21 protein-coding genes and 1 pseudogene are annotated in these 21432 nt (G+C 55.2%); 7 read left to right on the forward strand and 15 right to left on the reverse strand.

Going from position 1 to position 21432, the window contains the following annotated elements:
* The first annotated feature begins 123 nt into the window (after positions 1-123).
* The 6 genes from ACS603_RS16600 (at position 124) to tsr (ending at position 8037) form a co-directional block, all read left to right on the forward strand.
* Entirely contained in the window at positions 124-939 is an 816-nt protein-coding gene (locus tag ACS603_RS16600; protein ID WP_315687793.1) for a helix-turn-helix domain-containing protein, read from the forward strand.
* A gap of 138 nt (positions 940-1077) precedes the next feature.
* Positions 1078-1998 (forward strand): dihydrodipicolinate synthase family protein, encoded by a 921-nt coding sequence (locus tag ACS603_RS16605; protein ID WP_182059462.1) that lies wholly within the window; start codon positions 1078-1080, stop codon positions 1996-1998.
* A 14-nt stretch (positions 1999-2012) separates the two neighbouring features.
* Complete coding sequence (locus ACS603_RS16610) at positions 2013-3620, forward strand: aldehyde dehydrogenase (NADP(+)) (protein ID WP_474944601.1); 1608 nt, start codon at positions 2013-2015, stop codon at positions 3618-3620.
* Between the two features lie 11 nt (positions 3621-3631).
* A complete protein-coding gene (locus tag ACS603_RS16615) occupies positions 3632-5233 on the forward strand; it encodes an APC family permease (RefSeq protein WP_474944602.1) in 1602 nt (533 codons plus the stop codon).
* Between the two features lie 11 nt (positions 5234-5244).
* A complete protein-coding gene (locus tag ACS603_RS16620) occupies positions 5245-6255 on the forward strand; it encodes an Ldh family oxidoreductase (protein WP_182059464.1) in 1011 nt (336 codons plus the stop codon).
* 117 nt (positions 6256-6372) lie between these two features.
* The gene (gene tsr / locus ACS603_RS16625; RefSeq protein ID WP_474944603.1) at positions 6373-8037 is read left to right on the forward strand and encodes a methyl-accepting chemotaxis protein; all 1665 of its coding nucleotides are present in this window, start codon (positions 6373-6375) and stop codon (positions 8035-8037) included.
* A gap of 66 nt (positions 8038-8103) precedes the next feature.
* On the opposite strand, the gene ACS603_RS16630 is transcribed toward tsr, so the two are convergent.
* The 3 genes from ACS603_RS16630 to ACS603_RS16640 form a co-directional block, all read right to left on the reverse strand.
* A complete protein-coding gene (locus ACS603_RS16630) occupies positions 8104-8613 on the reverse strand; it encodes a GNAT family N-acetyltransferase (RefSeq protein WP_474944604.1) in 510 nt (169 codons plus the stop codon).
* A 30-nt stretch (positions 8614-8643) separates the two neighbouring features.
* Entirely contained in the window at positions 8644-10005 is a 1362-nt protein-coding gene (locus ACS603_RS16635; RefSeq protein ID WP_315687799.1) for an MFS transporter, read from the reverse strand.
* A 217-nt stretch (positions 10006-10222) separates the two neighbouring features.
* The gene (locus ACS603_RS16640) at positions 10223-11137 is read right to left on the reverse strand and encodes a GntR family transcriptional regulator (protein WP_182059468.1); all 915 of its coding nucleotides are present in this window, start codon (positions 11135-11137) and stop codon (positions 10223-10225) included.
* A gap of 139 nt (positions 11138-11276) precedes the next feature.
* Between ACS603_RS16640 and ACS603_RS16645 the strand changes: the two genes are divergently transcribed.
* Positions 11277-12299, forward strand: coding sequence for a zinc-binding alcohol dehydrogenase family protein (locus ACS603_RS16645; RefSeq protein ID WP_474944605.1), 1023 nt, complete (start codon positions 11277-11279; stop codon positions 12297-12299).
* Positions 12300-12362: 63 nt separating this feature from the next.
* Here the strand turns inward: ACS603_RS16645 and ACS603_RS16650 are convergent, their stop codons facing one another.
* The 12 genes and pseudogenes from ACS603_RS16650 to ACS603_RS16705 all read right to left on the reverse strand — a co-directional run bounded on the left by ACS603_RS16650 (position 12363) and on the right by ACS603_RS16705 (position 21417).
* A complete protein-coding gene (locus tag ACS603_RS16650) occupies positions 12363-12836 on the reverse strand; it encodes a hypothetical protein (RefSeq protein WP_315687801.1) in 474 nt (157 codons plus the stop codon).
* Between the two features lie 2 nt (positions 12837-12838).
* A complete protein-coding gene (locus ACS603_RS16655; protein ID WP_182059471.1) occupies positions 12839-13579 on the reverse strand; it encodes a winged helix-turn-helix domain-containing protein in 741 nt (246 codons plus the stop codon).
* A 309-nt stretch (positions 13580-13888) separates the two neighbouring features.
* Positions 13889-14110: pseudogene (locus ACS603_RS16660) on the reverse strand (spore coat protein U domain-containing protein); the annotation flags it as partial.
* 12 nt (positions 14111-14122) lie between these two features.
* Positions 14123-14674, reverse strand: a complete 552-nt coding sequence (locus tag ACS603_RS16665; protein WP_474944606.1) for a helix-turn-helix transcriptional regulator — start codon at positions 14672-14674, stop codon at positions 14123-14125.
* Positions 14675-15055, reverse strand: coding sequence for a hypothetical protein (locus ACS603_RS16670; RefSeq protein ID WP_182059473.1), 381 nt, complete (start codon positions 15053-15055; stop codon positions 14675-14677).
* Positions 15056-15238: 183 nt separating this feature from the next.
* Positions 15239-17530, reverse strand: coding sequence for a phosphatidylglycerol--membrane-oligosaccharide glycerophosphotransferase (opgB, locus tag ACS603_RS16675; RefSeq protein WP_315687805.1), 2292 nt, complete (start codon positions 17528-17530; stop codon positions 15239-15241).
* 269 nt (positions 17531-17799) lie between these two features.
* A complete protein-coding gene (locus tag ACS603_RS16680) occupies positions 17800-18282 on the reverse strand; it encodes a YjjA family protein (RefSeq protein WP_474944607.1) in 483 nt (160 codons plus the stop codon).
* A gap of 86 nt (positions 18283-18368) precedes the next feature.
* Entirely contained in the window at positions 18369-19106 is a 738-nt protein-coding gene (dnaC, locus tag ACS603_RS16685) for a replicative helicase loader DnaC (RefSeq protein WP_014068778.1), read from the reverse strand.
* The gene (gene dnaT, locus ACS603_RS16690) at positions 19103-19648 is read right to left on the reverse strand and encodes a primosomal protein DnaT (protein ID WP_474944608.1); all 546 of its coding nucleotides are present in this window, start codon (positions 19646-19648) and stop codon (positions 19103-19105) included. Before dnaT ends, dnaC begins: the two co-directional genes overlap by 4 nt.
* A 123-nt stretch (positions 19649-19771) precedes the next feature.
* Positions 19772-20200 (reverse strand): organic hydroperoxide resistance protein, encoded by a 429-nt coding sequence (locus tag ACS603_RS16695; RefSeq protein ID WP_014068780.1) that lies wholly within the window; start codon positions 20198-20200, stop codon positions 19772-19774.
* 84 nt (positions 20201-20284) lie between these two features.
* The gene (locus ACS603_RS16700; RefSeq protein ID WP_315687810.1) at positions 20285-20737 is read right to left on the reverse strand and encodes a MarR family winged helix-turn-helix transcriptional regulator; all 453 of its coding nucleotides are present in this window, start codon (positions 20735-20737) and stop codon (positions 20285-20287) included.
* A 41-nt stretch (positions 20738-20778) separates the two neighbouring features.
* Positions 20779-21417, reverse strand: a complete 639-nt coding sequence (locus ACS603_RS16705; RefSeq protein WP_315687812.1) for a TetR/AcrR family transcriptional regulator — start codon at positions 21415-21417, stop codon at positions 20779-20781.
* Positions 21418-21432: the final 15 nt, after the last annotated feature.

Here is a 21432-nt window from a genome sequence, read left to right on the forward strand (position 1 = left end):
GCGCCAGTGGATGAAACAGGGTAAATCATAAACCTGTGGCAGGATCGCAAAACGTGGTTAGGGCGCTTGATGAGTTAACGAAAAGTTAATAAAGATCCAGCTCACTAATCGGGAGGAAGCGTTATGTCCTGTGTTATTGATGATGTGCTGGCACCCTCGCCAGCGCTGGAAGTGGCTGAACTGAGCCAGATCTGTGAAGGGCTGGCGCGTCAGCGTCCGGACAATATTCAGACGTTGCTTCATGCAATGGCGTTGATTGCACCGCTGCTGAATGCCATTCCTGATGTGGTGTTTTTTGTCAAAGACGTGCAGGCGCGCTATCTGATGGTCAATATGACCCTGGCCAGGCGTTGCGGGTTTAAGACGGTGGTTTCTCTGCTGGGGAAAACCTCTGCCGATGTTTTCCCTTCCGCGCTGGGGCAGGGCTATACCGAGCAGGATATGCGGGTGCTGCGCGAAGGCGTGACGCTGCGCGATCAGCTGGAGATGCATCTCTACAATGGCCGCGAGCGCGGCTGGTGTCTGACCCAGAAGCTGGCGCTGCGGGATGCCCAGGGTCAGGTGATCGGCATGGCGGGCATTTCTCACGACCTTCAGGAAGCGCAGGCGCGCCACCCGGCGTGGCAGCGGCTGGCGATCGTCGACGAGCATATTCGCAATCATTATCACCGGCCGATCGCGATGGAGGAGCTCACCGCGCTGAGCGGCATGTCAGTGGCGCAAATCGAACGCTACTGTAAGCGTATTTTTCACCTCACCCCGCGTCAGATGATCCACAAAGTCCGGCTGGAAAAAGCGACCGAATTGCTGGCGGGCGATACGCCGATTACCGATATTGCCCTGCAATGTGGCTATACCGATCACAGCGCTTTTAGCCGCCAGTTCAAGGCCATGACCGGCTCCACACCGCGTGATTTTCGCGTCACGCTGGCCGGGTAAGAGAAACGCACTGTGCTAATTTCGTCATCAAAGGGGAGGAAAACCACCAAGCCGTTGGCCGCCTGAAACGTCAATCTGTCAGTGAATATTCACCATTCATTCACTTTGATTTAACAAATTGACGACAAGGAACCGAACATGAGCAAGAAAGCCATTCACTGGAGCGGTGTATTCCCGGCAGTCAGTACCCAGTTTCGTCGCGACTACTCTGTCGATCTGGATGCCACCCATGCGGTGATGAAAAACCTGGTCAAGGATGGTGTTTCCGGCCTGGTGGTGTGCGGCAGCGTGGGCGAGAACACCTCTCTGACCACGCAGGAAAAGCTGCAAATTATCGAAGTAGCGAAAGACGCTGCGGGCGGCCAGATCCCGGTTATTGCCGGTGTCGCTGAATTTACCACCGCCTTTGCGCAGAAGATGGCGAAAGAGGCCGAGCGTGTGGGTGTGGACGGCATTATGGTGATGCCCGCGCTGGTTTACTCTTCAAAACCGCATGAAACTGCGGCCCACTTCCGCAGCGTGGCAACCGCCACTGACCTGCCAATCATGGTCTACAACAACCCGCCAATCTACAAAAACGACGTGACGCCGGATATCCTGGCGACACTCACCGACTGCGACAACATCGTCTGCTTTAAAGACTCTTCCGGTGATACCAGCCGTTTTATCGACCTGCGTAATTCCGTTGGCGACCGCTTTGTGCTGTTCGCCGGGCTGGATGACGTGGTGGTTGAGAGCATCGCCGTGGGGGCGGAAGGCTGGATCTCCGGAATGTCGAACGCGTTCCCGCGCGAAGGGGAAACGTTATTCCGCCTGGCAAAACAGCAGCGCTATGAAGAAGCGATGGCGCTTTACCGCTGGTTTATGCCGCTGCTGCATCTGGATGCGCGCCCGGATCTGGTGCAGTGCATCAAACTTTGCGAGGAGCTGCTGGGCCGTGGTAGCGAGATTACCCGTCCGCCGCGCCTGGCGCTGGAAGGGGACACCCGTGCAGAAGTGGTAGCGATTGTCGAGAAGGCGCTGGCGACTCGCCCACAGCTGCCAGACGTCGGCCTTTAAGGAAAGGAGTGACGATGACTTTACCTCTCTGTGTAACAGGCCAGCAGTTTATCGCCGGACGCCGCGTGGCAAGCGGTGAGGCGACGCTGCCGGGCCTGCGTGCCGCTGACGGTGAACCCACCGGATACCGCTTTTACCCGGCCTCCCGCGAGGAGGCCGCCGCTGCGGCACTGGCGGCCGAACAGGCGTTCCCTGTTTATTCTCAGACCTCGCCTGAGGCGCGCGCCCGCTTTCTCGATACCCTCGCCGACGAGCTGGATTTACTCGGCGAGGACTTTTTTACCATCGCGCACCAGGAGACGGCGCTGCCGTTGCCACGCTTGCAGGGAGAGCGCGCCAGGACCAGTAATCAGCTACGCCTGTTCGCCGGCGTGCTGCGCCGCGGGGATGCCTTCGGCGTGCGTATCGATACCGCTCTGCCTGCGCGCCAGCCGCTGCCGCGCCCGGATCTGCGCCAGTACCTGACGGCGCTGGGCCCGGTGGCGGTCTTCGGTGCCAGCAATTTCCCGCTGGCGTTTTCCACCGCGGGGGGCGATACCGCCTCCGCGCTGGCGGCGGGCTGTCCGGTGGTGGTGAAAGCCCATCCGGGGCATATGGCGACGGCGGAGCTCACCGCCCAGGCCATTGTGCGTGCGGTGGAAAAAGCCGCACTGCCTGCGGGCGTATTTAACATGATTTTCGGCACCGACATTGGCGCGGAGCTGGTGCGTCATCCGGCGATCCAGGCGGTCGGGTTTACCGGCTCGCTGCGCGGGGGTAAGGCGCTCTGGCAGCTTGCGCAGCAGCGTCCGCAGCCGATCCCGGTCTTTGCGGAAATGTCGGCCATTAACCCACTGATTATTCTGCCGCAGGCGTTAGCCACCCGGGCAGAGGGGCTGGCGAAGGCGCTGGTAGCCTCTTTTACTCTCGGCTGCGGCCAGTTTTGTACCAAGCCCGGGTTGATCCTCGTCTTGCGGGGTGAAGGTATGAGCCGCTTCACGCAGACGCTGAAAGAGGAGGTGGATCAGGCTCCGGCGCAGACCATGCTCAATGCCCCGACGCTTGCCCATTATCAAGATGGCGTCAGCGCGTTTGAGGCACATCCCGACATGCAACGGCTGGCGGGCAACGATGAGGCGGTTCGCGGGCAGGCACAGGCGCGCCTGTATCAGGCCCCGGTCTCGCTGTTGCTGGCGCAGGAACCTCTGTTGCAGCACGAGGTGTTTGGCCCGCTGGCGGTGCTGGTAGAAGTGGCCGACGAGGCAGAAATGCAGGCAGTTCTGCGTGCCATTCAGGGCCAACTGACCGCAACGGTTCACGCGGAATCTGACGACGGCCCGCTGGCACAACGCCTGCTGCCTGCCCTGAGCGAAAAAGCCGGACGCGTGCTGTTCAACGGTTACCCGACCGGCGTGGAAGTGTGCGATGCGATGGTGCATGGCGGCCCGTGGCCTGCCACCACCGATTCACGCGGGACCTCCGTTGGAAGTAAATCCATCGAACGTTTTTTGCGTCCGGTGTGCCTGCAAAATGTGCCCGCCGCACTGCTGCCGCCTGCTGTCCAGGATGCTAACCCTCTGAACCTGCTGCGCCTGATTAACGGGCAGTGGACCCGGGAAGCCATTTCCCCCTCTGTTGACTGAAGGGCATGACCATGACGATTCACTCTACGCATCAAACATCGTCCCGCGTTGTTGAGTCAGGGAAATTTAAAAAGCAGCTGACGTTAACCGACCTGACGTTTATTGGTCTTGGGGCGATCTTCGGCTCCGGCTGGCTGTTTGCCGCAAGCCATGTGGCCTCTATTGCCGGACCCGCAGGGATCGCCTCGTGGGTTATCGGCGGGATTGCCGTACTGCTGCTGGGGATTGTCTATTGCGAACTGGGGGCGGCGCTGCCGCGCGCCGGGGGAATTATCCGCTATCCGGTGTTTTCCCACGGTGAGCTGATGGGGTATCTGCTGGGCTTTATTACGCTGATTGCGTTCTCAAGCCTGATCTCTATTGAGATTGTTGCCGCGCGTCAGTATGCGGCAGCCTGGTTCCCGATGCTGACGCAGCCAGGCTCTAGCGCCCCGACGCTGCTGGGCTGGGTGGTACAGTTTTTACTGCTCTGTTTCTTCTTTGGCCTGAACTACTACAGCGTCAAAACGTTCGCCCGCTCCAACAACATCATCAGTATTCTGAAGTTTCTGGTGCCGCTGGCGGTTGTCGTCACTCTGTTTACCTTTTTCAAGCCTGAAAATCTGCACGTGCAGGGAGTTGCACCGTTTGGTATGTCCGGCGTTGAGGCGGCGATCAGCGCCGGGGGGATTATTTTTGCCTACCTGGGGCTGACGCCGATTATCTCGGTGGCGAGCGAAGTGCAAAACCCACAGCGGACAATCCCGGTGGCGCTGATTTTATCGGTGGTGCTGTCGACGATTATCTACGTGCTGCTGCAACTGGCGTTTCTTGGCAGTATCCCAACAGAAATGCTTGGCAGCGGCTGGGCGGAAATCAGCAAACAGTTCTCGCTGCCGTACCGCGATATCGCCATTACGCTCGGTATGGGCTGGCTGGCATTTATGGTGGTGTGTGACGCGATTGTCTCCCCAAGCGGCACCGGCAATATCTATATGAACGCCACCCCGCGCGTGATTTATGGCTGGGCGAAAGCAGGGACCTTCTTTAAGGCGTTCACCCATATTGATAAAGAGTCGGGTATTCCGCGTCCGGCGCTGTGGCTGACCTTCGCCCTGTCTATCTTCTGGACGCTGCCGTTCCCGTCCTGGGAGCAACTGATTAGCGTGGTGTCGGCCGCGCTGGTGCTGAGCTATGCCATTGCCCCGGTCACGGCAGCAGGGTTGCGCCGTAATGCGCCGGATCTGCCACGCCCGTTCCGGGTGCGTGCCTTTGGGATTATCGGCCCGGTGTCGTTTGTGATTTCAGCGCTGATTGTCTTCTGGTCTGGCTGGGGTACGCTGTCATGGTTGCTGGGATTGCAGATTGTGATGTTTGTGGTCTACGTGCTGTGTAAATCAAAAGTGCCTGTCCACACCGTGAGCCTGGCGCAGCAGGTGAAATCGTCCCTGTGGCTAATCGCGTTCTACGCGCTGATTATGCTTTTCTCCTGGCTTGGCAGTTTTGGCGGTACAGGAGTGATTGGTCATCCGTGGGATACGGTGCTGGTGGCGGTGATGTCGCTGGGAATTTACTACTGGGGCGAGCGAACCTGCCTGCCACAGGCTAACTTTACCGGAGACGAAGAAGAGTAGAGGAGTCGGTCATGGAGATGGTAAACCTCTCATTAACAGAGGCTTATGCGCTGGCATATGACGTGCTGCGCGGGAACGGATTCAGCGAGGCGCACGCCGCCGCGGTGGCGAAAAACGTCACCCACGGCGAGCGCGATGGCTGCGCTTCGCACGGTTTGTGGCGGTTGCTGGGCATTGTTGAAACGCTGCGCAAAGGAAAGGTGTCGCCAGACGTGGAGCCGGTTATCACCGATACCGCGCCCGCCATTGTGAAAGCGGACGCTGGCGGGGCATTTTCCCTGCTGGCGTTCGAACGTGCGCTGCCGCTGCTGATGGAAAAGGCGCGGCACAGTGGGATTGCCGCACTGGCGATTAATCGCTGCGTGCACTTTTCCGCCCTGTTTGCGGACGTCGAACCGCTGACGGAGGCTGGCCTGGTGGCGCTGGCGACCACGCCAAGCCATGCGTGGGTGGCCCCTGCGGGTGGTACGCAGCCGCTGTTTGGCACCAACCCGATTGCCTTTGGCTGGCCGCGCGGCGATAAACCGCCGTTTATTTTTGATATGGCCACCAGTGCGGCGGCGCGTGGTGAGATCCAGCTGCATCAGCGTGCGGGTAAGGCTGTGCCGGAAGGGTGGGGGATCGATGCCCAGGGCAACCCGACCACCGATGCTAAGGCTATTCTCGACGGTGCGATGTTGACCTTCGGCGGGCATAAAGGCTCGGCGCTGGCGGCGATGGTGGAACTGCTTGCCGGGCCGCTGATCGGCGATATGACCAGTACGGAATCGCTGGCGTGGGATAACGGGGCAGGCGGCCTGCCTTACGGCGGTGAGCTGATCCTGGCACTCGACCCGGCGCGTTTTCTGGGGGATGACGCCGCAACCCATCTGGCCCGTGCCGAAACGCTCTTTAGCGGAATGCAGCAGCAGGGTGCGCGATTGCCGGGAGAGCGTCGCTACCATTCCCGCGAGCGTGCAAATCGCGACGGCGTGGAGATAACCCATTCACTTTTCAGGGATATATCTGCGCTGCTGAAATAATCATCGGGTTCATCAACATAACAAGGGGGATTTTGTCCCTCTTGTTAGTACGTTTTTCGTAAAGTTTTCCTTTTCCAGGCCGAAAATTCTGTTATCTGACTGATGGAAAGAGAAAACATGTTAAACCGTATCAAGATTGTCACCAGTTTATTGCTGGTCTTAGCTATTTTTGGCCTCTTACAACTCACCTCCGGTGGTCTTTTCTTCAATGCCCTGAAGCATGACAAAGAGAACTTCACCGTCCTGCAAACTATTCGCCAGCAACAATCCACGCTGAACGGCAGCTGGGTGGCGTTGCTGCAAACCCGTAACACCCTGAACCGTGCGGGTATCCGCTACATGATGGATCAGAGCAATATCGGCAGCGGCGCGACCGTTTCTGATTTAATGCAGATTGCCTCTGCGTCCCTGAAACAGGCGGAAAAAAACTGGGCGGATTACGAAGCCCTGCCACGCGACCCGCGTCAAAGTGATGTGGCGGCGATGGAAATCAAACGTAATTACGATATTTATCACGGTGCGCTGGCTGAGCTGATCCAGCTGCTGGGCGCAGGTAAAATCAACGCCTTCTTCGACCAGCCGACTCAGAGCTTCCAGGACGGTTTTGAGAAGCAGTACGTAAACTACCTGCAACAGAACGACCAGCTGTACAAGACTGCCGTTGAGGACAGCAACAGCTCTTACGCGCAGGCTATCTGGGTGCTGATTAGCGTGCTGATCGCCGTGCTGGTGGTGATTGTTGCCGTCTGGCTGGGTATCAAACAGGCGCTGATCTCCCCACTGAACCGTCTGATCGACAGCATTCGCCATATCGCCAGCGGCGACCTGGTGAAGCGCATTGACGTGGAAGGCACCAACGAGATGGGTGAACTGGCCGATACACTGCGTCATATGCAGGGTGAGCTGGTGCGTACCGTGGGCGACGTGCGTAATGGCGCGAACGCTATCTACAGCGGCGCGAGCGAGATCTCAATGGGCAACAACGATCTCTCTTCCCGTACTGAGCAACAGGCGGCTTCCCTGGAAGAAACGGCTGCCAGCATGGAACAGCTGACCGCAACCGTTAAGCAGAACGCCGAGAACGCCCGTCAGGCGAGCAACCTGGCGCTGAGCGCGTCTGAAACCGCGCAGAAAGGCGGTAAAGTGGTGGATAACGTGGTGCAGACCATGCGTGACATCGCAGGCAGTTCGCAGAAAATCGCTGACATCATCAGCGTGATCGACGGTATTGCGTTCCAGACCAACATCCTGGCACTGAACGCCGCGGTAGAAGCCGCGCGTGCGGGTGAACAGGGCCGTGGGTTTGCGGTTGTTGCGGGTGAAGTACGTAACCTGGCACAGCGTAGCGCCCAGGCCGCTCGTGAAATTAAGAGCCTGATTGAAGACTCTGTTGGCCGTGTGGAAGTGGGTTCTACTCTGGTAGAAAGCGCCGGTGAAACCATGGGTGAGATCGTTAATGCCGTCACTCGCGTCACCGACATCATGGGTGAAATTGCCTCTGCGTCTGACGAGCAGAGCCGTGGTATCGACCAGGTTGGCCTGGCGGTGGCAGAGATGGATCGCGTAACCCAGCAGAACGCCTCGCTGGTGGAAGAGTCTGCTGCGGCCGCTGCGGCGCTGGAAGAGCAGGCGAGCCGTCTGACTCAGGCTGTTGCGGTGTTCCGCATTCAGCAAGAGCAGATGAAAGCGCGCGAGTTCGGCTCGGCAAAAACCGTTGCGACCCCGGTGATGGCGCGTAAAGCCGCGACCGCCGATGCGGGCGATAACTGGGAAACGTTCTAACTCCGTGTTTTTTTGCCGGGTGGCGGCTGCGCCTTACCCGGCCTACGGTTCGGGGATTCGTTACAATTAACTAAGAGGCAGCCGCATCGCGCATCGCGAGTTATGCGCGAAACCGTGCGCGGCCTCTTCCTCTCTTTTCTGCCGCAGTTCAGGCGTTAACGCATCCACCCTTTCAAACCCCAGCCGTGCATAAAACGGGGCATTCCACGGCACGTCGCGAAATGTCGTCAATGTCAGAGACGTCAGCCCCAGCGTGCGGGCATGTTCTCCTGCACAGGCAATGAGCTGCCGACCGACTCCCTGTCCCTGCCACGCCAGATGCACCGACAGTTCCACAATAAACAGCGACAAGGGATGTTCTTGTGCAAGGAGAAAGCCAACAGGCTGCTCGTCTGCCAGCGCCAGCAGGCTCAGGCCGCGTTCGGCAAAACCGAGATGCTGCTCAACGGAAATACCGTCACTGTCGGCAAGCCAGGCGAGTTCAGGGTAATCACGAAAACGCTGGCCCGCCGCGCGCTCGATGGCGGGCAGGCAGGCAACGTCATTCTTTGTGGTAGGGCGGAATGTCATTTTCATGGCGGCAAGTATAGCGGGATTTGCCAGCGCTTAACTTTTTCCCGGGTCGCTAATGGGCTGGCGCACAAGGAAGATGTAAGCAAGCGCACCGATGGCCGTGACGCATCCGCAGATGATCAGCGCAAGGCGGAATGAATGCGTGGTATCCACGATAAAACCGGTCACGACAGGGGCGAACGACGCGCAGATAAAACTCGCGAAGTTCTGAATACTTCCGACGGACGCCGTCATGCGCGACGCAACGGCAACGTGGATAAGGCCCCAGCAGGAAGTCCCGGCAAAGTGGATACAAAATAGCGCCATACCAATCAGCAGTACCGCTCCCATAGAGGTTGTGGCATTTGGCACGACAAAGGTAAAAGCAGCCGAACACAGCATTCCGGTGATGATACAGATTTTACGGCTCCTGACGGGGGCCATACCGCCTTTTACCAGCCAGTCGGTGACAAAACCGTTTATCAACATTCCGGCTGCGCCAAACAGGAACGGGATGGCTGCCATAATGCCGGTGCTTTTTAAATCCAGGTTATAGGCGGTTTGCAGGTAGCCCGGCAGCCAGGCCAGATACAGCCATGCGGTGTAGTTGATGCCGCTGAAGCCCAGCATCATCCCCCACATGGTGCGATTGCGAAACAGGCTGCGCCATTCGGCAAAACTCAGCGGATCGCGGCGGGTATTCACACTACCGGCATTAAGGTAAGCCTGCTCAACGCCAGTCAGATCGATTTGCTCACGGTTACGGTAGAGCATGTACCAGCCAATTGCGAGAAAGATGCCCAGCACACCAATGGTGATAAACATGCCGCGCCAGCCCATCACCAGCATCATCGCCGCCAGGATAGGCGGGCTGATTGCCACGCCAATAGTGGATGCCGCATTGAACAGGCCCATCGGGCGACCACGCTCTTTGATGTTAAACCAGTCGTTGATCACCTTGACGCCGCACGGGTTCATCGGCGCTTCACCGATGCCCATCCCGATACGCACCAGCACAAATTGCGTAAAGCTGTGCACCATGCCGGAACAGGCCTGAAACAGCGACCAGAAGAACATCCCGAGGCCGAGCATAATCCGCGGGCCTTTGCGATCCAGCAGAGGGCCACAGGGCAACTGGGCTATCCCATAGGCCAGCGAGAAAACGGATAGCAGCACGCCGATTTGCGTTGCGCTGAGCCCGAGTTCATCACGAATGGTTAAATTCGCCACCGACAGCGAACTGCGATCGAGATAATTTATGACCGCCGCAAAAAATAACAGGAACATGGCGGTTGTCTGAATGCGTTTTATTCTGCTACTGCGCTGAACCATTCCCTCTGGCGGGACGGGAATATCGCTTGGTGAGGCCGCATCAAACGACGACCGTGGATCCAGGGTAATATTGTTTTTTTCCACGCCGGACTCCTGAATGTTATATTTTTATTGTCCGGGCAATCTGTTGTTGCCCGAAATGGATTTTTAAAATCAGTAGTGAAATAACCTTCTCCACCGCTCACGAAATGTTTTTAAATTCAGTCGACTGTTCGTGAGCATAGGTAATGGATATTTACCCGGCGTTTTAAATTTGATGAAACCGTGCGGTTGATAGACATTTGCTGTTTTTAATCTGTTCTTAATGCGCACTGGCACTGCTCTGGTTGATCGACCGAATCATCGATTGTTTGGCTGAATTCAAATGGTTACACAGCGCCAGGGTGGCATCGAGGTCGCTGCGGCAGATCAGGGCACTGAGAATGGTCATGTGCTCATCTATCGCGATGATGTTGCGCTGTTTGAGATCGCTTTCGTCCCACTGATAGTGGAAATGGAAGATCACCGAAATTATCTCAAGCGACTGATTGAAAAAGATATTACCGGCAGCGGAAAGCAACAGGGCGTGAAAGTCGCGGTCGAGCTGGGAAAACATGCGAAAACTGCTGCCGATGCTGTCGCGCAGCATCCGGTGGCGTTCCAGCAGGGTTTTGGCTTCGAGCCAGCGTGGGTCATCATCGGGCAAATTGAGAAAGTGCTGCAAGGCATGGGTTTCGAGCATTTCCCGCAGCTCAAACAGCTGTTCTGCGTAGGCCTGATCAAACTGCTTCATGCTCCACTGACCGCGTTTTTCACTCTGGATGAGATTGTAACGTCCGAATTTTAAAAGATACTCTCTCACTACCACCGGGCTGACGCCTGCGGCTCTGGCCAGCTGTAACTCCGAGAATGTCTCGCCTGCCCGCAGCTGACGCTGATTGATCATGGTGAAAAAAGCCTGCTCAAACAGCCGGGTCTGTTCGGTGAGTGACTGGCTGGTGCAGGCAAAGCCATCGTCATGATCGGGTTTGCGGGTAATGACATAGTCGCTGCCCACCTGAGTCAGCACGCCGCATTCATGCAGATGGCTCAGGATGTGGCGCACCGTGGTGCGGCTGATGTTGTACATTTCTGCCAGCGCGCTCTGGGATGGCAACGGCGAGGGGATATGGCCGCGGGCCATATCGTCAATCACCTGGTTAATCACATTGTGGCGTAAATTTTGTGAACGACTCATGCTGGCCTCCGTTTTTGGGTATTAAAACCCGATTTAAAACATTTTTATGAGTGGCTTTTCACAATTTATGTTTTCGGTTTCTCCTGCCCTTTATTTTTCATCGATATCTGAGTCAACAGAAAAACGGGAGAGAAAAACCATGTCCACAATGAATGTGCTGATTTGTCATGAGCCAAAGAAATTAATCTGGAAAGAAAGAGATATTCCAGCACCAGGCAACGGCGAGGCATTAATTAAAATAAAAACAGTAGGCATTTGTGGCACGGATATACATGCCTGGGGCGGTAATCAACCTTTTTTCAGCTACCCTCGGGTGCTTGGCCATGAAATATGTGGTGAGGTTGTAGCGCTGGGAGGAAATATAAAAAAAGTGAAACCCGGACAGCAGGTTGCGGTTATTCCCTACGTCGCCTGTCAGCAGTGTCCGGCCTGCCTTAGCGGACGGACCAACTGCTGTGAGAAGATTTCAGTGATTGGCGTCCACCAGGATGGTGGTTTCAGTGAGTATTTGTCTGTGCCGGTTGATAATTTATTGGTTGCGGAAGGCATTGATCCGCAGGCCGCAGCACTGATTGAACCCTATGCCATCAGTGCTCATGCGGTACGTCGGGCCGCTATTGCCGCAGGAGAGCAGGTTCTGGTGGTCGGTGCCGGGCCGATTGGCCTGGGCGCGGCGGCAATTGCCAAAGCCGATGGCGCGCAGGTGGTGGTGGCAGATACCAGCCCGGCAAGGCGGGAACATGTTATTGCCCGGCTGGGCGTGCCGGTTATTGACCCGTCCGCCGATGATTTTGATGCCATGCTGCGCGCGCAGTTTGGCGGTTCGCTGGCGCAAAAAGTCATTGATGCCACGGGCAACGCTCGCGCGATGAATAATACCGTGAACCTGATCCGCCACGGTGGAAGCATTGTTTTTGTCGGCCTGTTTAAAGGCGACTTACAGTTTTCTGACCCTGAGTTCCACAAGAAAGAAACCACCATGATGGGCAGCCGTAACGCCACGCCGGAAGATTTTGCCAAAGTGGGGCGGCTGATGGCTGAAGGCAAATTGACCGCCGAGATGATGCTGACCCACCGTTATCCGTTTGCCACCCTTGCTGAACATTATGAGAACGATGTGATTAACAATCGCGAGCTTATAAAAGGGGTGATTACCTTCTAGTTGCCATGCAGCGCCCGGGGGTAGGTTGGGCGCTGTTTTTTTCTTTTTGCCGCTCTGCGCGGCTTAGTCTGCGCAGATCAGCAGTGGCGAGTAGAAGTTACTGATCACCATCGCATCTTCTGGCGTGCGCTCCAGCGTTATCTGCCGTTTCTTGCCCAGCGTTAAACCTGCAATGTACTTCTCAAAAATGCCCGCTGGCAGTTCATCGTGACCAAACTTTTCAATCTTCAGCATGGTGATTTCGTAGACCGAGTTTTGCATTTGCTGCCAGCTAAATGTTTCCTGGCGGGAAACCTGCCACTGATGCTGGTCATTGATGACGTCTCCGTTGAGGGTGAAATACCCGGTGCCGTCGGGATGAAAACGCAGGGTGACGCCGCCTTCAAAGCGGAACGGGTTGGTAACACGCAGGTCGGAAAAGGTCAGATTCCCCTGGCAGACCAGGGAAAACGGCGGGGTGTGGCGATACCAGAGTAGCGCCACAACGGCCAGGATCAGGTTGAAGGCGATAATCAGCGCCATTTTTTTGCGCGTCATGGTTACCCCTCGTAAGAATATAGCGTGCGGCAGGTGCTGGCTTTACCCTGCGTCAGGGAGCATTGAGAAAGTACTAACCGCCCTTCGTCACCATAGAAAAGCGTATTTTGAATGTGCAGGTAAAAGAGGGAGTTCTTCAGGCAGGGAAGGTTGCCTTCGCGCTGGATCCTCTGAGCAAGCGTGATTGCTTTGCTGTGAAACACATCTGCCAGCGGGGCAAAGGTGTAGACCGGGCATTCCCCGATGTGAGTCAGCAGGTGCATTTTCGCGTGATCCTGATTTTGCTTTATCACGAATGACCAGATGCACAGCGCCAGTACGCAGAGCGTCAGCGCGCTGCAAAACAGCAGTTCGTATCGCCAGCGAAGCGGTGTTTTAACTGGCAGGCTCTGCGTTTCGGCACGGTGTAGCGGGGTGACCGGAATTTCCGCACTCAGCATAAAACCCATTTTGGGCACGGTGACGATAAACCCGGTATCGGGGACAAAGCTTGCCAGTATTTTGCGCAGAATGCTGATGTACTGGTTGAGCGAATTATTCGAGCCCTGAAGACCGCGTTCGTCCCAGACATCGCGCAAAAAACCTTCGCGCTCAATGACATTACCGTGGCGGGCAACCAGCAGTTTCATGATGGCGTTCGCCGTGCCGGTGAGCATCTGAGGCTCTTCTTCTGGCGCACCGATAAGAGAAAACGATCCGTCTTCGTCGTTATAGACGAGGACATCAGCAAGCAGGTATTTCATAGATAATGGCAAAACAGGCAGAGGGAACGGAATACAAACGGTGAGTGTTGAACGCACAGTTCATCAGGTCAGGTTGTTATTTTAACTGACTTGTTACCGATAACATTGATCCACGCTGGTTTTTGTTCAGATTAATAAGTGAGCGTTACCACCACGTCATCACTGAACTCCCCTGTGCCGGTCAGAGGTTGCGCGGGGACCACCCCGTAGCGCAGGCACTGTCCTGCGTTGTTACAGACCTGGCGCTGGTTGCTACTGGCGTGGGCGCCAGTGCTCAGTCCAGGCGAAAAGGCTGTTCCCGCCGGGCAGCGTGCCGTTGGTGCAGGTGACATTGAGTTGCGTGCTGGCCTGAATTTCAGCGGTTTCATCAGAACGATGACGCGAAAAATTCAGGTCGCTGGCGTTAATGGTGCAGGATTTCACGACTTCGAGCGTGATGTGCATGGTCGCCGTTGCGGTGGTATCCGCAGACATCACCCTGGCCGGAAGCAAAAGCGTGGCGCAGCAGAACAGTGCGGGGGCAAGTTTCATGGTCTTTATCCGTTAAAAATAGAGTGACTGCTGTTCCAGCAGGCAGATTTTGCGGTGAAACTCCGCCAGGGTGTGGCAGTGGAATTTCGTCATCGCATTACGCTTATGGGTGTAGATGGTTTTGGGTGATTTATTCAGCAGTTGCGCGATACGCACCAGGCTAATCCCTTTGCTGATCAGCGTGCAAACCCGCAGCTCAGAACGGGTCAGGGTGGCATTGGGCACGCTTGCGTTGGTGAAATTTTCAGTGCTTAAGCGCAGGATCAGTTGCGAAACGGACAGGTTGGTCGGCATCACTTTCACCCGCTCAGAAGGCAAGTAGATTTGGATGTCATTGACGCGGGACGCTTCGGTAAAGACCAGGCTGTGTTTATGAGGCGAACTTTTCATGACCTGTTCGCGCATTCGCAGAATACTTTCCGGGCTTACGCCATTGCTCCAGAAAATATCTGGTCGGGGAGCCATCATTGTCGAAATGAGTGCTTTAAGGCCGAGCCACAGGAAATAGTTGTCGCTCAGAATGATGATTTGATAATCGGCGCGTGTGGTGTGAGACAGGTTCATTTACTTATTCCACAGGTAACCCTGGCCGTAATCCGCCGCGCTGGCGCGGGCAAGCGCGAAGTCGGCAAAGGTTTCAATGCCTTCAATCAGCACTTTGCTGGCCAGTTTTTCCGGGCGCGGAGTTTCCAGAATCAGGCGGGTGTAGAACTCCTCTTCCAGCAGCAGTTCGGAGGTGGCGTTCAGATAATATTTCCTCCGCGCGTTGCAACTCATGGCGTGGCGAAGCTGCGCAAAAAAATGCTGTTTACGCTGTGCAAAGGACATCGTTCTGAAGTAGTGCTCAAGATTGACGTGCGGTTTTGCCGTGGACAACATTTCCCAGGCAATGACATGTTCAGTATGTAATGTCCGGATGGATTCGAATTTGTAGCCAGTTAACATGATAGGGTTGCGTGAGTTCTCGTCGTGAATTGATGAGTTACGCAGTGTAGGGAGAGGGGGACTTTCAGGATATTTATAAATAGATTTGCCTTATATAAAGAGCTTTAATCTAATTTATAATTATTTTATAGGATTTTGAATGGTCGTTTGTGCGCCCGACAGGATGCCGGGCGCGGAGTGTGATTAGCCTTCGTTGCTTACAATTTTAATTTCTACCATCCCGATTCCCAGCTTACGCGGCGAGTGGCCAAGGATATTGCCTTCGTTGGTGGACTGCGGGTCTGGCGGCGCAATCACCAGGGTATTGCTGCGCGACGGGTTGTCGAAATGCAGCGTGGTGGTGGTGACATCATTGCCGAGCGTCAGCGCCTGAACGGTATCACCTACCCGCACCGGGATCGGGTGATTGGCGTTAGGGCCAAATGCCTTCGCGGTGATCACCAGATCGAATTTTTCCGGTAGCGGATGGGCGTATTCGATTTTCACTTCATCACCCAACTGGGCATTGGACCAGCGGCCCCAGGACTCAGGGCGCGAGATCCCGCTGAACTGCTTCACCTCTTCCGGCGCACCGGCCACGTTAAAGATAAAGCTGTCGGCTTTGTAACGAATATCGTTATCGACGATTTTCAGCATATCGACGTTGCGCTGGTAGCGGGTTGTGTCGATGACCGTATCTTTAAAGGCGGTTTTACCTTTCCACTGGGCTTTATCGATGTGCTGAACGATCTGTTCCCCGCCAAGCTGCCCCTGGGAGACGCACCAGTCGGTTGAGAGCGACAGCGGCTGCGACCAGAGCTGACCCATTTTGTAGCATTGATCTACCCAGACGAAGTTATCGCGCGGGGCGAAATCGGCCAGCTGGTAACGCAGTGGCGCTGAGTATTCACTTTCCGGCAGCGGCTCTACACGGTTATCCGACACGCGAAGCAGCAACGGCAGGCGGAAATGGCTGCCCGAGAAGGCAATCATGCCTTTCTGCTGATCGATGGTGAAGTCTTTCATTTCTTTCGGGAAGTTCCACAGGCGAATGATATCAGGCTTCCACGCGAGGATTTTTTCCTTCATGTTGAGGAACACTTCCGACAGCGACTGTCCTGACAGGGTGCTACGACCCAGACCAATAAAGTTATCACCGCCCAGGATATCCAGCACGGTGGCGCCGTTATCCATCGAGTTACGCTTGGTGGCAATTACATCCTGCTGCGGCTGGTCGCCACGCAGAATGAAGAACAGATTGCTGCGGTCCTGTTTGTTGAGCTCATCCCATGCGCTGTTTTTCATCGCCAGATGGTCAGAAGAGACAACAATCACCGTGTTTTTAAAATAGGGTGAGGCTTTAATTTTTTCGACCAGCGCGGCGATATGTTCCTGGCTGCACGTCACGGCGCTAAAGGACTTATTGTTTTTACCGTTGATATTGTAGCTTTTGCGCTGACAGGTGCGGGACACAAATCCGTCAGGATGGTGTGTGTCCACCGTCAGGGCGAACAGCGAGAAGCGCTGGCCTGAGCGGGACAGTTCTTCGAATTTCTTCCAGGTTTCATCCAGTACGGTGTCGTCGTAGAAGCCCCAGTCGTTACGATAGGCAGGGTCGGCTACCGTGGTTTTTAACTCTTCTGCGCCGTAAAGATGATCAAAACCGTGTGATTTCAGGAACACGTCTTTCCCGGCAAAGCGCAGGTTAGCTCCCTGCACAAAATAGTTTTCGTAGCCGGAGTTTTTCAGGATATCGCCAAGACAGATATTCTGCGGGAAGAAGCTCGACATGGACGCAGACGCGTTGCCTTCAAACGGGGCAAATAGCGGAATACCACACTGGGAAGCGACCATACCGGCGATGGTGTAATCGGTGCCGGGTAACTGCATGGTGTGGCTGAAATCAAGGCCTTCGTCTTTCAGCGGGCCAAGATCGGGAGTCAGGTTCGGGAACGCGTCATTATCAAAGTAGGTACGCTCCAGGCTTTCACCGTAGATGTAGACCAGATTGAGCTTCGGGCTGGCGATTTTCTTCGATGGCTCTTTGTAGTACGCAGCAAAATCAGGATCACCATCGCGCGACTGGGATTTGACCAGCTCGGTGATTTGGTGGAAGGCCGGGCTGGCATCCACTGAGGCCAGTGCCAGAAATAGCGCCAGCAGGCTGTAGCCAAAATGGTGGGGAAGATGCCGACGACGACGCAGTACCCAGGCGAGCGCGCTGAAAATAGCAACCAGCGATACCACGATGCCCAGGCCTGGAAGTATGTACTTACCAACACCTGCGCCGGTCAGGCTGTTCGTCAGAGTATAAAGCACCGCGTCATTAATGCCGTCGCCTGTAAAGTAATCGCTCGCATACAAGGTAATGTTGAGAACAATAAAAATGCCAAGCACCACCAGCGTGGCGATAAACCACCAGGTGTTGCGACCGGCTTTCCAGGCGTAAACGCCCACGGAGGCAAGAAAAAGGGTTAGGGACATTAACTCTGACAACAGCATATCCTCATGACGCCAGACGCTTAGCTGGCTAACTGGTTATTTTTTGGTATTACAATGTAATTGCGATGTCGCTTAGCTGCAATTTTAGTGTCACTAAAATGTGCTGTTGTTAGGATTTGGTTTAGAAAACCATTTTTTTGAAGGCGGTCGCATCCTGACTGGCGGACGCTGAGACTGTGGCAGGTGGTGAAAACGCTCATTTGACGCCGCGTTATAAGACTAACGTATTAAACGCGGCGTGTTGTGGCAGAAAATGGGGTCGATCAGGAGATGAAATTCATCCCCTGCTTCAGCACCAGATCGCAGGCTTTGGTTTTCACTTCTTTCGCCAGCGAAGAGTTGCCGAGGGTGCTCAGGTTAAGCTGTTGGCCGTTTTGCGCATTCAGCAGGCCCTGAATACCGTCCATGTAGTTGGTATCTTGTTTCTGTTCTTGCGTATCCAGACCCAGTTTGCCAAGCACCTGGTTTTTAATGTTCTGGGTGTCGGTCATGGAAGCCAGCTTTTGCTTCGCACAATATTCCAGAATACCTGCCGCGTTGTTCATGGTGCCCGCGCTCAGGCTCTGAGAGCTGCTACCTAACAGGCTGGTGAGGGAAGAGGCGGACAGGCCACCCTGAGAGCTGCTGCTCTCTTTGGTCAGCTCGTTCGCGGCGCTGGAGAGTGAATCTTGCCATGATGCGGCCTGAGCAACGCCGGATACCATCAGCGCGCCTAATACTGTGCTGAGAAGAACGTGTTTTTTCATAATTGCTTACTCGAACAAAGCCCGTTTTGGGCCGAAAGTGGAGCCAGTATATACCTCTTGTCGCGCCGGTATTTCCTGGAAATTTCCTAATACTCTTTGCCGGTAACGCGGCTGCGATAACTATCCCAGTCAAAGATGACATACAGGCTGTTACCGAGCTTCATACGATCCATGACGCGTTCACCCAGCAGACGGGTCATTTCGTCGATATTGTGGTTAGTCAGCATTCCGGTTGGGCGTTTTGACGAGGAACGGCGGTCGACAATCTGGTTAATGATCACCTTTTCATAGCGGGATTCGGTCTGAACGCCAATCTCATCAATGACCAGTAAATCGACGTTGCTCAGGTCGTTAAGCAGCTGTTCTTCGCTGGTTTCGCGATTGCTGAAAGTGTCTTTCATGGCGGACATGATATCGGCCACGGTGATAATCAGCACCGATTTACCGCGCAGCAGTAGCTCGTTACAGATGGCAGCGGCAAGATGATTTTTCCCGGTGCCGGGCTTACCGCTAAAAATAAAGCTGGCAATGTTACCGTCGAATTCGTCTACATACTGGCGTGCGGCGGCCAGAGCGTTCATCTGCCCCTGCGACTCCACTTTGTAGTTATCAAACGAGCAGTTCTGGTGCAGCGGACGGATGCCAGAGCGGTTGAACGTGCGCTGCATTTTCATGGCCCGGTTTTCGCGGGCGAGGGCGGCGGCGCGGATCTCTCCTTGCTCTTTCTGCCATGCCAGCAGTTCTTCACCGGTCGTAAACGCGGGTTTGACGTTGGCAGGCATCATTTTTTGCAGACGTTTCATCAGGTCGCCGACGTTTTTCATTTAGCACCTCGGAATCCATTGGGGATCTGTTTGTCTGGTTCTGAAAAGGCGTTGATATCGCGCTTTGACTGACCGCCGTTACTGGCGCGGTTCATCTGAATGCTGCGCGCAAGTTTTTGCTGCCACTGAACATGGTGGAACACTTTGCCTTCTGCCTGCCAGTAGGCGGTGAATGCCGCCAGCTCTTCGGGGGTGACTGTTTGCGCGAGAGCAATCCCCCATAACGCGGCCTGACGCTGGAAATCGGCGTCAGGTTGCCATCCGCCGTACATGGCAAATTTCCCCATCGGCACGGCGACCGGGGCGCTTCCTGGCTCTTCAAAGAACTGAGTATCCAGCGTCACATCGCTCACCGGGCGCGACAGGCGCGCTTCGAGATCCAACAGCTGTGCCAGACGTTCAGGCGTGATCGCATAAAACGCCGGTGCGTTATCAGCGAATACCGCGAGCGTGCCGTTTTCGGCGTTGGTCAGTACACCACGGGGATCGTGCATAAACGCATCGATACCCGCAATGCTGGTGGTCAGGATTCTGGAAGACATAACACTTTCTCTACTGATTACTACGGGCGTGATATGGGCTTATGGTAGCACAGAGAGGAAGAGGGGATGGAGGGGGAAAGTATAGGTCACCCTCTCCCGGCAGGGAGAGGGAATCGGTAGGGATTAGGCGATGATATTCAACGTCACGTCGATATTGCCGCGAGTGGCGTTAGAGTACGGGCAAACAATGTGTGCAGCATCAACCAGTTTTTTCGCTTCGGCTGCATCCATACCTTCAACGTGAATGTTGAGTTTCGCTTCGATACCAAAACCGGTTGGCAGCGGGCCAATACCTACTTCGCCTTCGATAAACGCGTCTTTCGGCAGGGAGAATTTATCGCGGGCAGCAACGAACTTCATTGCACCCAGGAAGCAGGCAGAATAGCCGGCTGCGAAAAGTTGTTCCGGGTTGGTGACTTCGCCACCCATGCCGCCCATCTCTTTTGGCACGCCCAGTTTTACATCCAGTACGCCGTCGGAGGAGGTTGCACGGCCATCGCGGCCTCCGGTTGCTTTTGCTTTGGCAGTGTAGACAACTTTTTCTAAAGACATGGCAGGTTCCTCATCTTGCATTTATATGTGCTATTAAATAGCGTGCGATATATATGTGTAAATAAATACGCGTAAAGTATAGCCTTACGCGCGCTGTAGCTGTTGGCGGAAAAGTTCAAGCTGTTGCTTAAGCCCTGCCAGGGTGGCGGTATCACATTGCACCGCACAACCTACCGCCTGCGGAATACCCACAGCTTGCTGTTGCAGGCTGCTTCCCGCGTCGCTCAGGGTGACCACAACCTGACGCTCATCTTTACGGGAGCGATGGCGGTTGATTAGCCCGGCGCTTTCCAGACGTTTCAGCAAAGGCGTTAGTGTGGCTGAGTCAAGAAACAGACGCTCGCCAATCTCCGACACCGTAATGTCATCCTGCTCCCACAGCACCAGCATCACCAGGTATTGCGGGTAGGTCAGGTTAAGCGGTGCCAGCAGTTGCCGGTACAGCTTATTCAGCGCCAGGTTTGCCGAGTAGAGGGCAAAACAGAGCTGGTTATCCAGCAGCAGCGCGGGGGTGGCGTCGTTCATTTTCGCGTTCATGGATTGAATATAGATAGTGTGCGATATAATTGCAAGCTATTTTATGGGCAAGTATAGCGAAGCGCTACCTGAACCGCCATTTTACGATAGTGCTGGCGTTGCGCCTGCTCGTCTGCGCCATCTTCAAACAGCAGCGTAAAGGTGTAGCTGTTGGCAACGTAGTGGAAGCTAAAACTGCTGATAAGACGGTGAAGATCGCGCGCGTCGACTGTCTGATTGAACAGCTGCTTTTCTTTTCCGCGTTGCAGGATCCCGGCGAGAAGTTCCAGCGCGCTGCGGTTCACCTGACGCAGGTAGCTCGACTGCTGCATAAAGCGGCCGCGCTGCATGTTTTCCATGCAGATAATACGGATGTAGTCCGGGTGTTCGGCATGATAATCAAAGGTGGACTCGACCAGATGCACCAGCGCTTCAACAGGCGGCATTCCGGCCAGGCTCAGCTGTTTTTCACTGGCGCGGATTTGCGTATAAACGTGCTCCAGCGCCAGAAGATAGAGGTTTTCTTTGTTTTTGAAGTGGTACACCACCATGCGTTTTGTGGTGCCTGCCTTTTCCGCAATTTGCTCCATGCGGGCGCCGTTCAGCCCATACTCGGCAAAAAGCTCGATAGCGCTGTGAAAAATTTTATCCTTCAGGCTGCCTTCATTGTGGTCGGGGAATTCGCTGCCAGGGTTAGCCACTTCATTTCCTTATCG

The organism is Enterobacter sp. Li2LvB3 (assembly GCF_056156645.1).

What these genes read in the sequence shown, in the direction of transcription:
- ACS603_RS16630 (WP_474944604.1), bottom strand. Translation starts at nt 8,613, where the DNA reads ATGAAAATGACATTCCGCCCTACCACAAAGAATGACGTTGCCTGCCTG.
- ACS603_RS16605 (WP_182059462.1), top strand. Translation starts at nt 1,078, where the DNA reads ATGAGCAAGAAAGCCATTCACTGGAGCGGTGTATTCCCGGCAGTCAGT.
- ACS603_RS16680 (WP_474944607.1), bottom strand. Translation starts at nt 18,282, where the DNA reads ATGAAAAAACACGTTCTTCTCAGCACAGTATTAGGCGCGCTGATGGTA.
- ACS603_RS16645 (WP_474944605.1), top strand. Translation starts at nt 11,277, where the DNA reads ATGTCCACAATGAATGTGCTGATTTGTCATGAGCCAAAGAAATTAATC.
- ACS603_RS16700 (WP_315687810.1), bottom strand. Translation starts at nt 20,737, where the DNA reads ATGAACGCGAAAATGAACGACGCCACCCCCGCGCTGCTGCTGGATAAC.
- ACS603_RS16610 (WP_474944601.1), top strand. Translation starts at nt 2,013, where the DNA reads ATGACTTTACCTCTCTGTGTAACAGGCCAGCAGTTTATCGCCGGACGC.
- ACS603_RS16620 (WP_182059464.1), top strand. Translation starts at nt 5,245, where the DNA reads ATGGAGATGGTAAACCTCTCATTAACAGAGGCTTATGCGCTGGCATAT.
- ACS603_RS16650 (WP_315687801.1), bottom strand. Translation starts at nt 12,836, where the DNA reads ATGACGCGCAAAAAAATGGCGCTGATTATCGCCTTCAACCTGATCCTG.
- ACS603_RS16695 (WP_014068780.1), bottom strand. Translation starts at nt 20,200, where the DNA reads ATGTCTTTAGAAAAAGTTGTCTACACTGCCAAAGCAAAAGCAACCGGA.
- dnaT (WP_474944608.1), bottom strand. Translation starts at nt 19,648, where the DNA reads ATGTCTTCCAGAATCCTGACCACCAGCATTGCGGGTATCGATGCGTTT.
- ACS603_RS16655 (WP_182059471.1), bottom strand. Translation starts at nt 13,579, where the DNA reads ATGAAATACCTGCTTGCTGATGTCCTCGTCTATAACGACGAAGACGGA.
- ACS603_RS16670 (WP_182059473.1), bottom strand. Translation starts at nt 15,055, where the DNA reads ATGTTAACTGGCTACAAATTCGAATCCATCCGGACATTACATACTGAA.
- dnaC (WP_014068778.1), bottom strand. Translation starts at nt 19,106, where the DNA reads ATGAAAAACGTCGGCGACCTGATGAAACGTCTGCAAAAAATGATGCCT.
- ACS603_RS16615 (WP_474944602.1), top strand. Translation starts at nt 3,632, where the DNA reads ATGACGATTCACTCTACGCATCAAACATCGTCCCGCGTTGTTGAGTCA.
- ACS603_RS16640 (WP_182059468.1), bottom strand. Translation starts at nt 11,137, where the DNA reads ATGAGTCGTTCACAAAATTTACGCCACAATGTGATTAACCAGGTGATT.
- ACS603_RS16665 (WP_474944606.1), bottom strand. Translation starts at nt 14,674, where the DNA reads ATGAACCTGTCTCACACCACACGCGCCGATTATCAAATCATCATTCTG.
- tsr (WP_474944603.1), top strand. Translation starts at nt 6,373, where the DNA reads ATGTTAAACCGTATCAAGATTGTCACCAGTTTATTGCTGGTCTTAGCT.
- ACS603_RS16600 (WP_315687793.1), top strand. Translation starts at nt 124, where the DNA reads ATGTCCTGTGTTATTGATGATGTGCTGGCACCCTCGCCAGCGCTGGAA.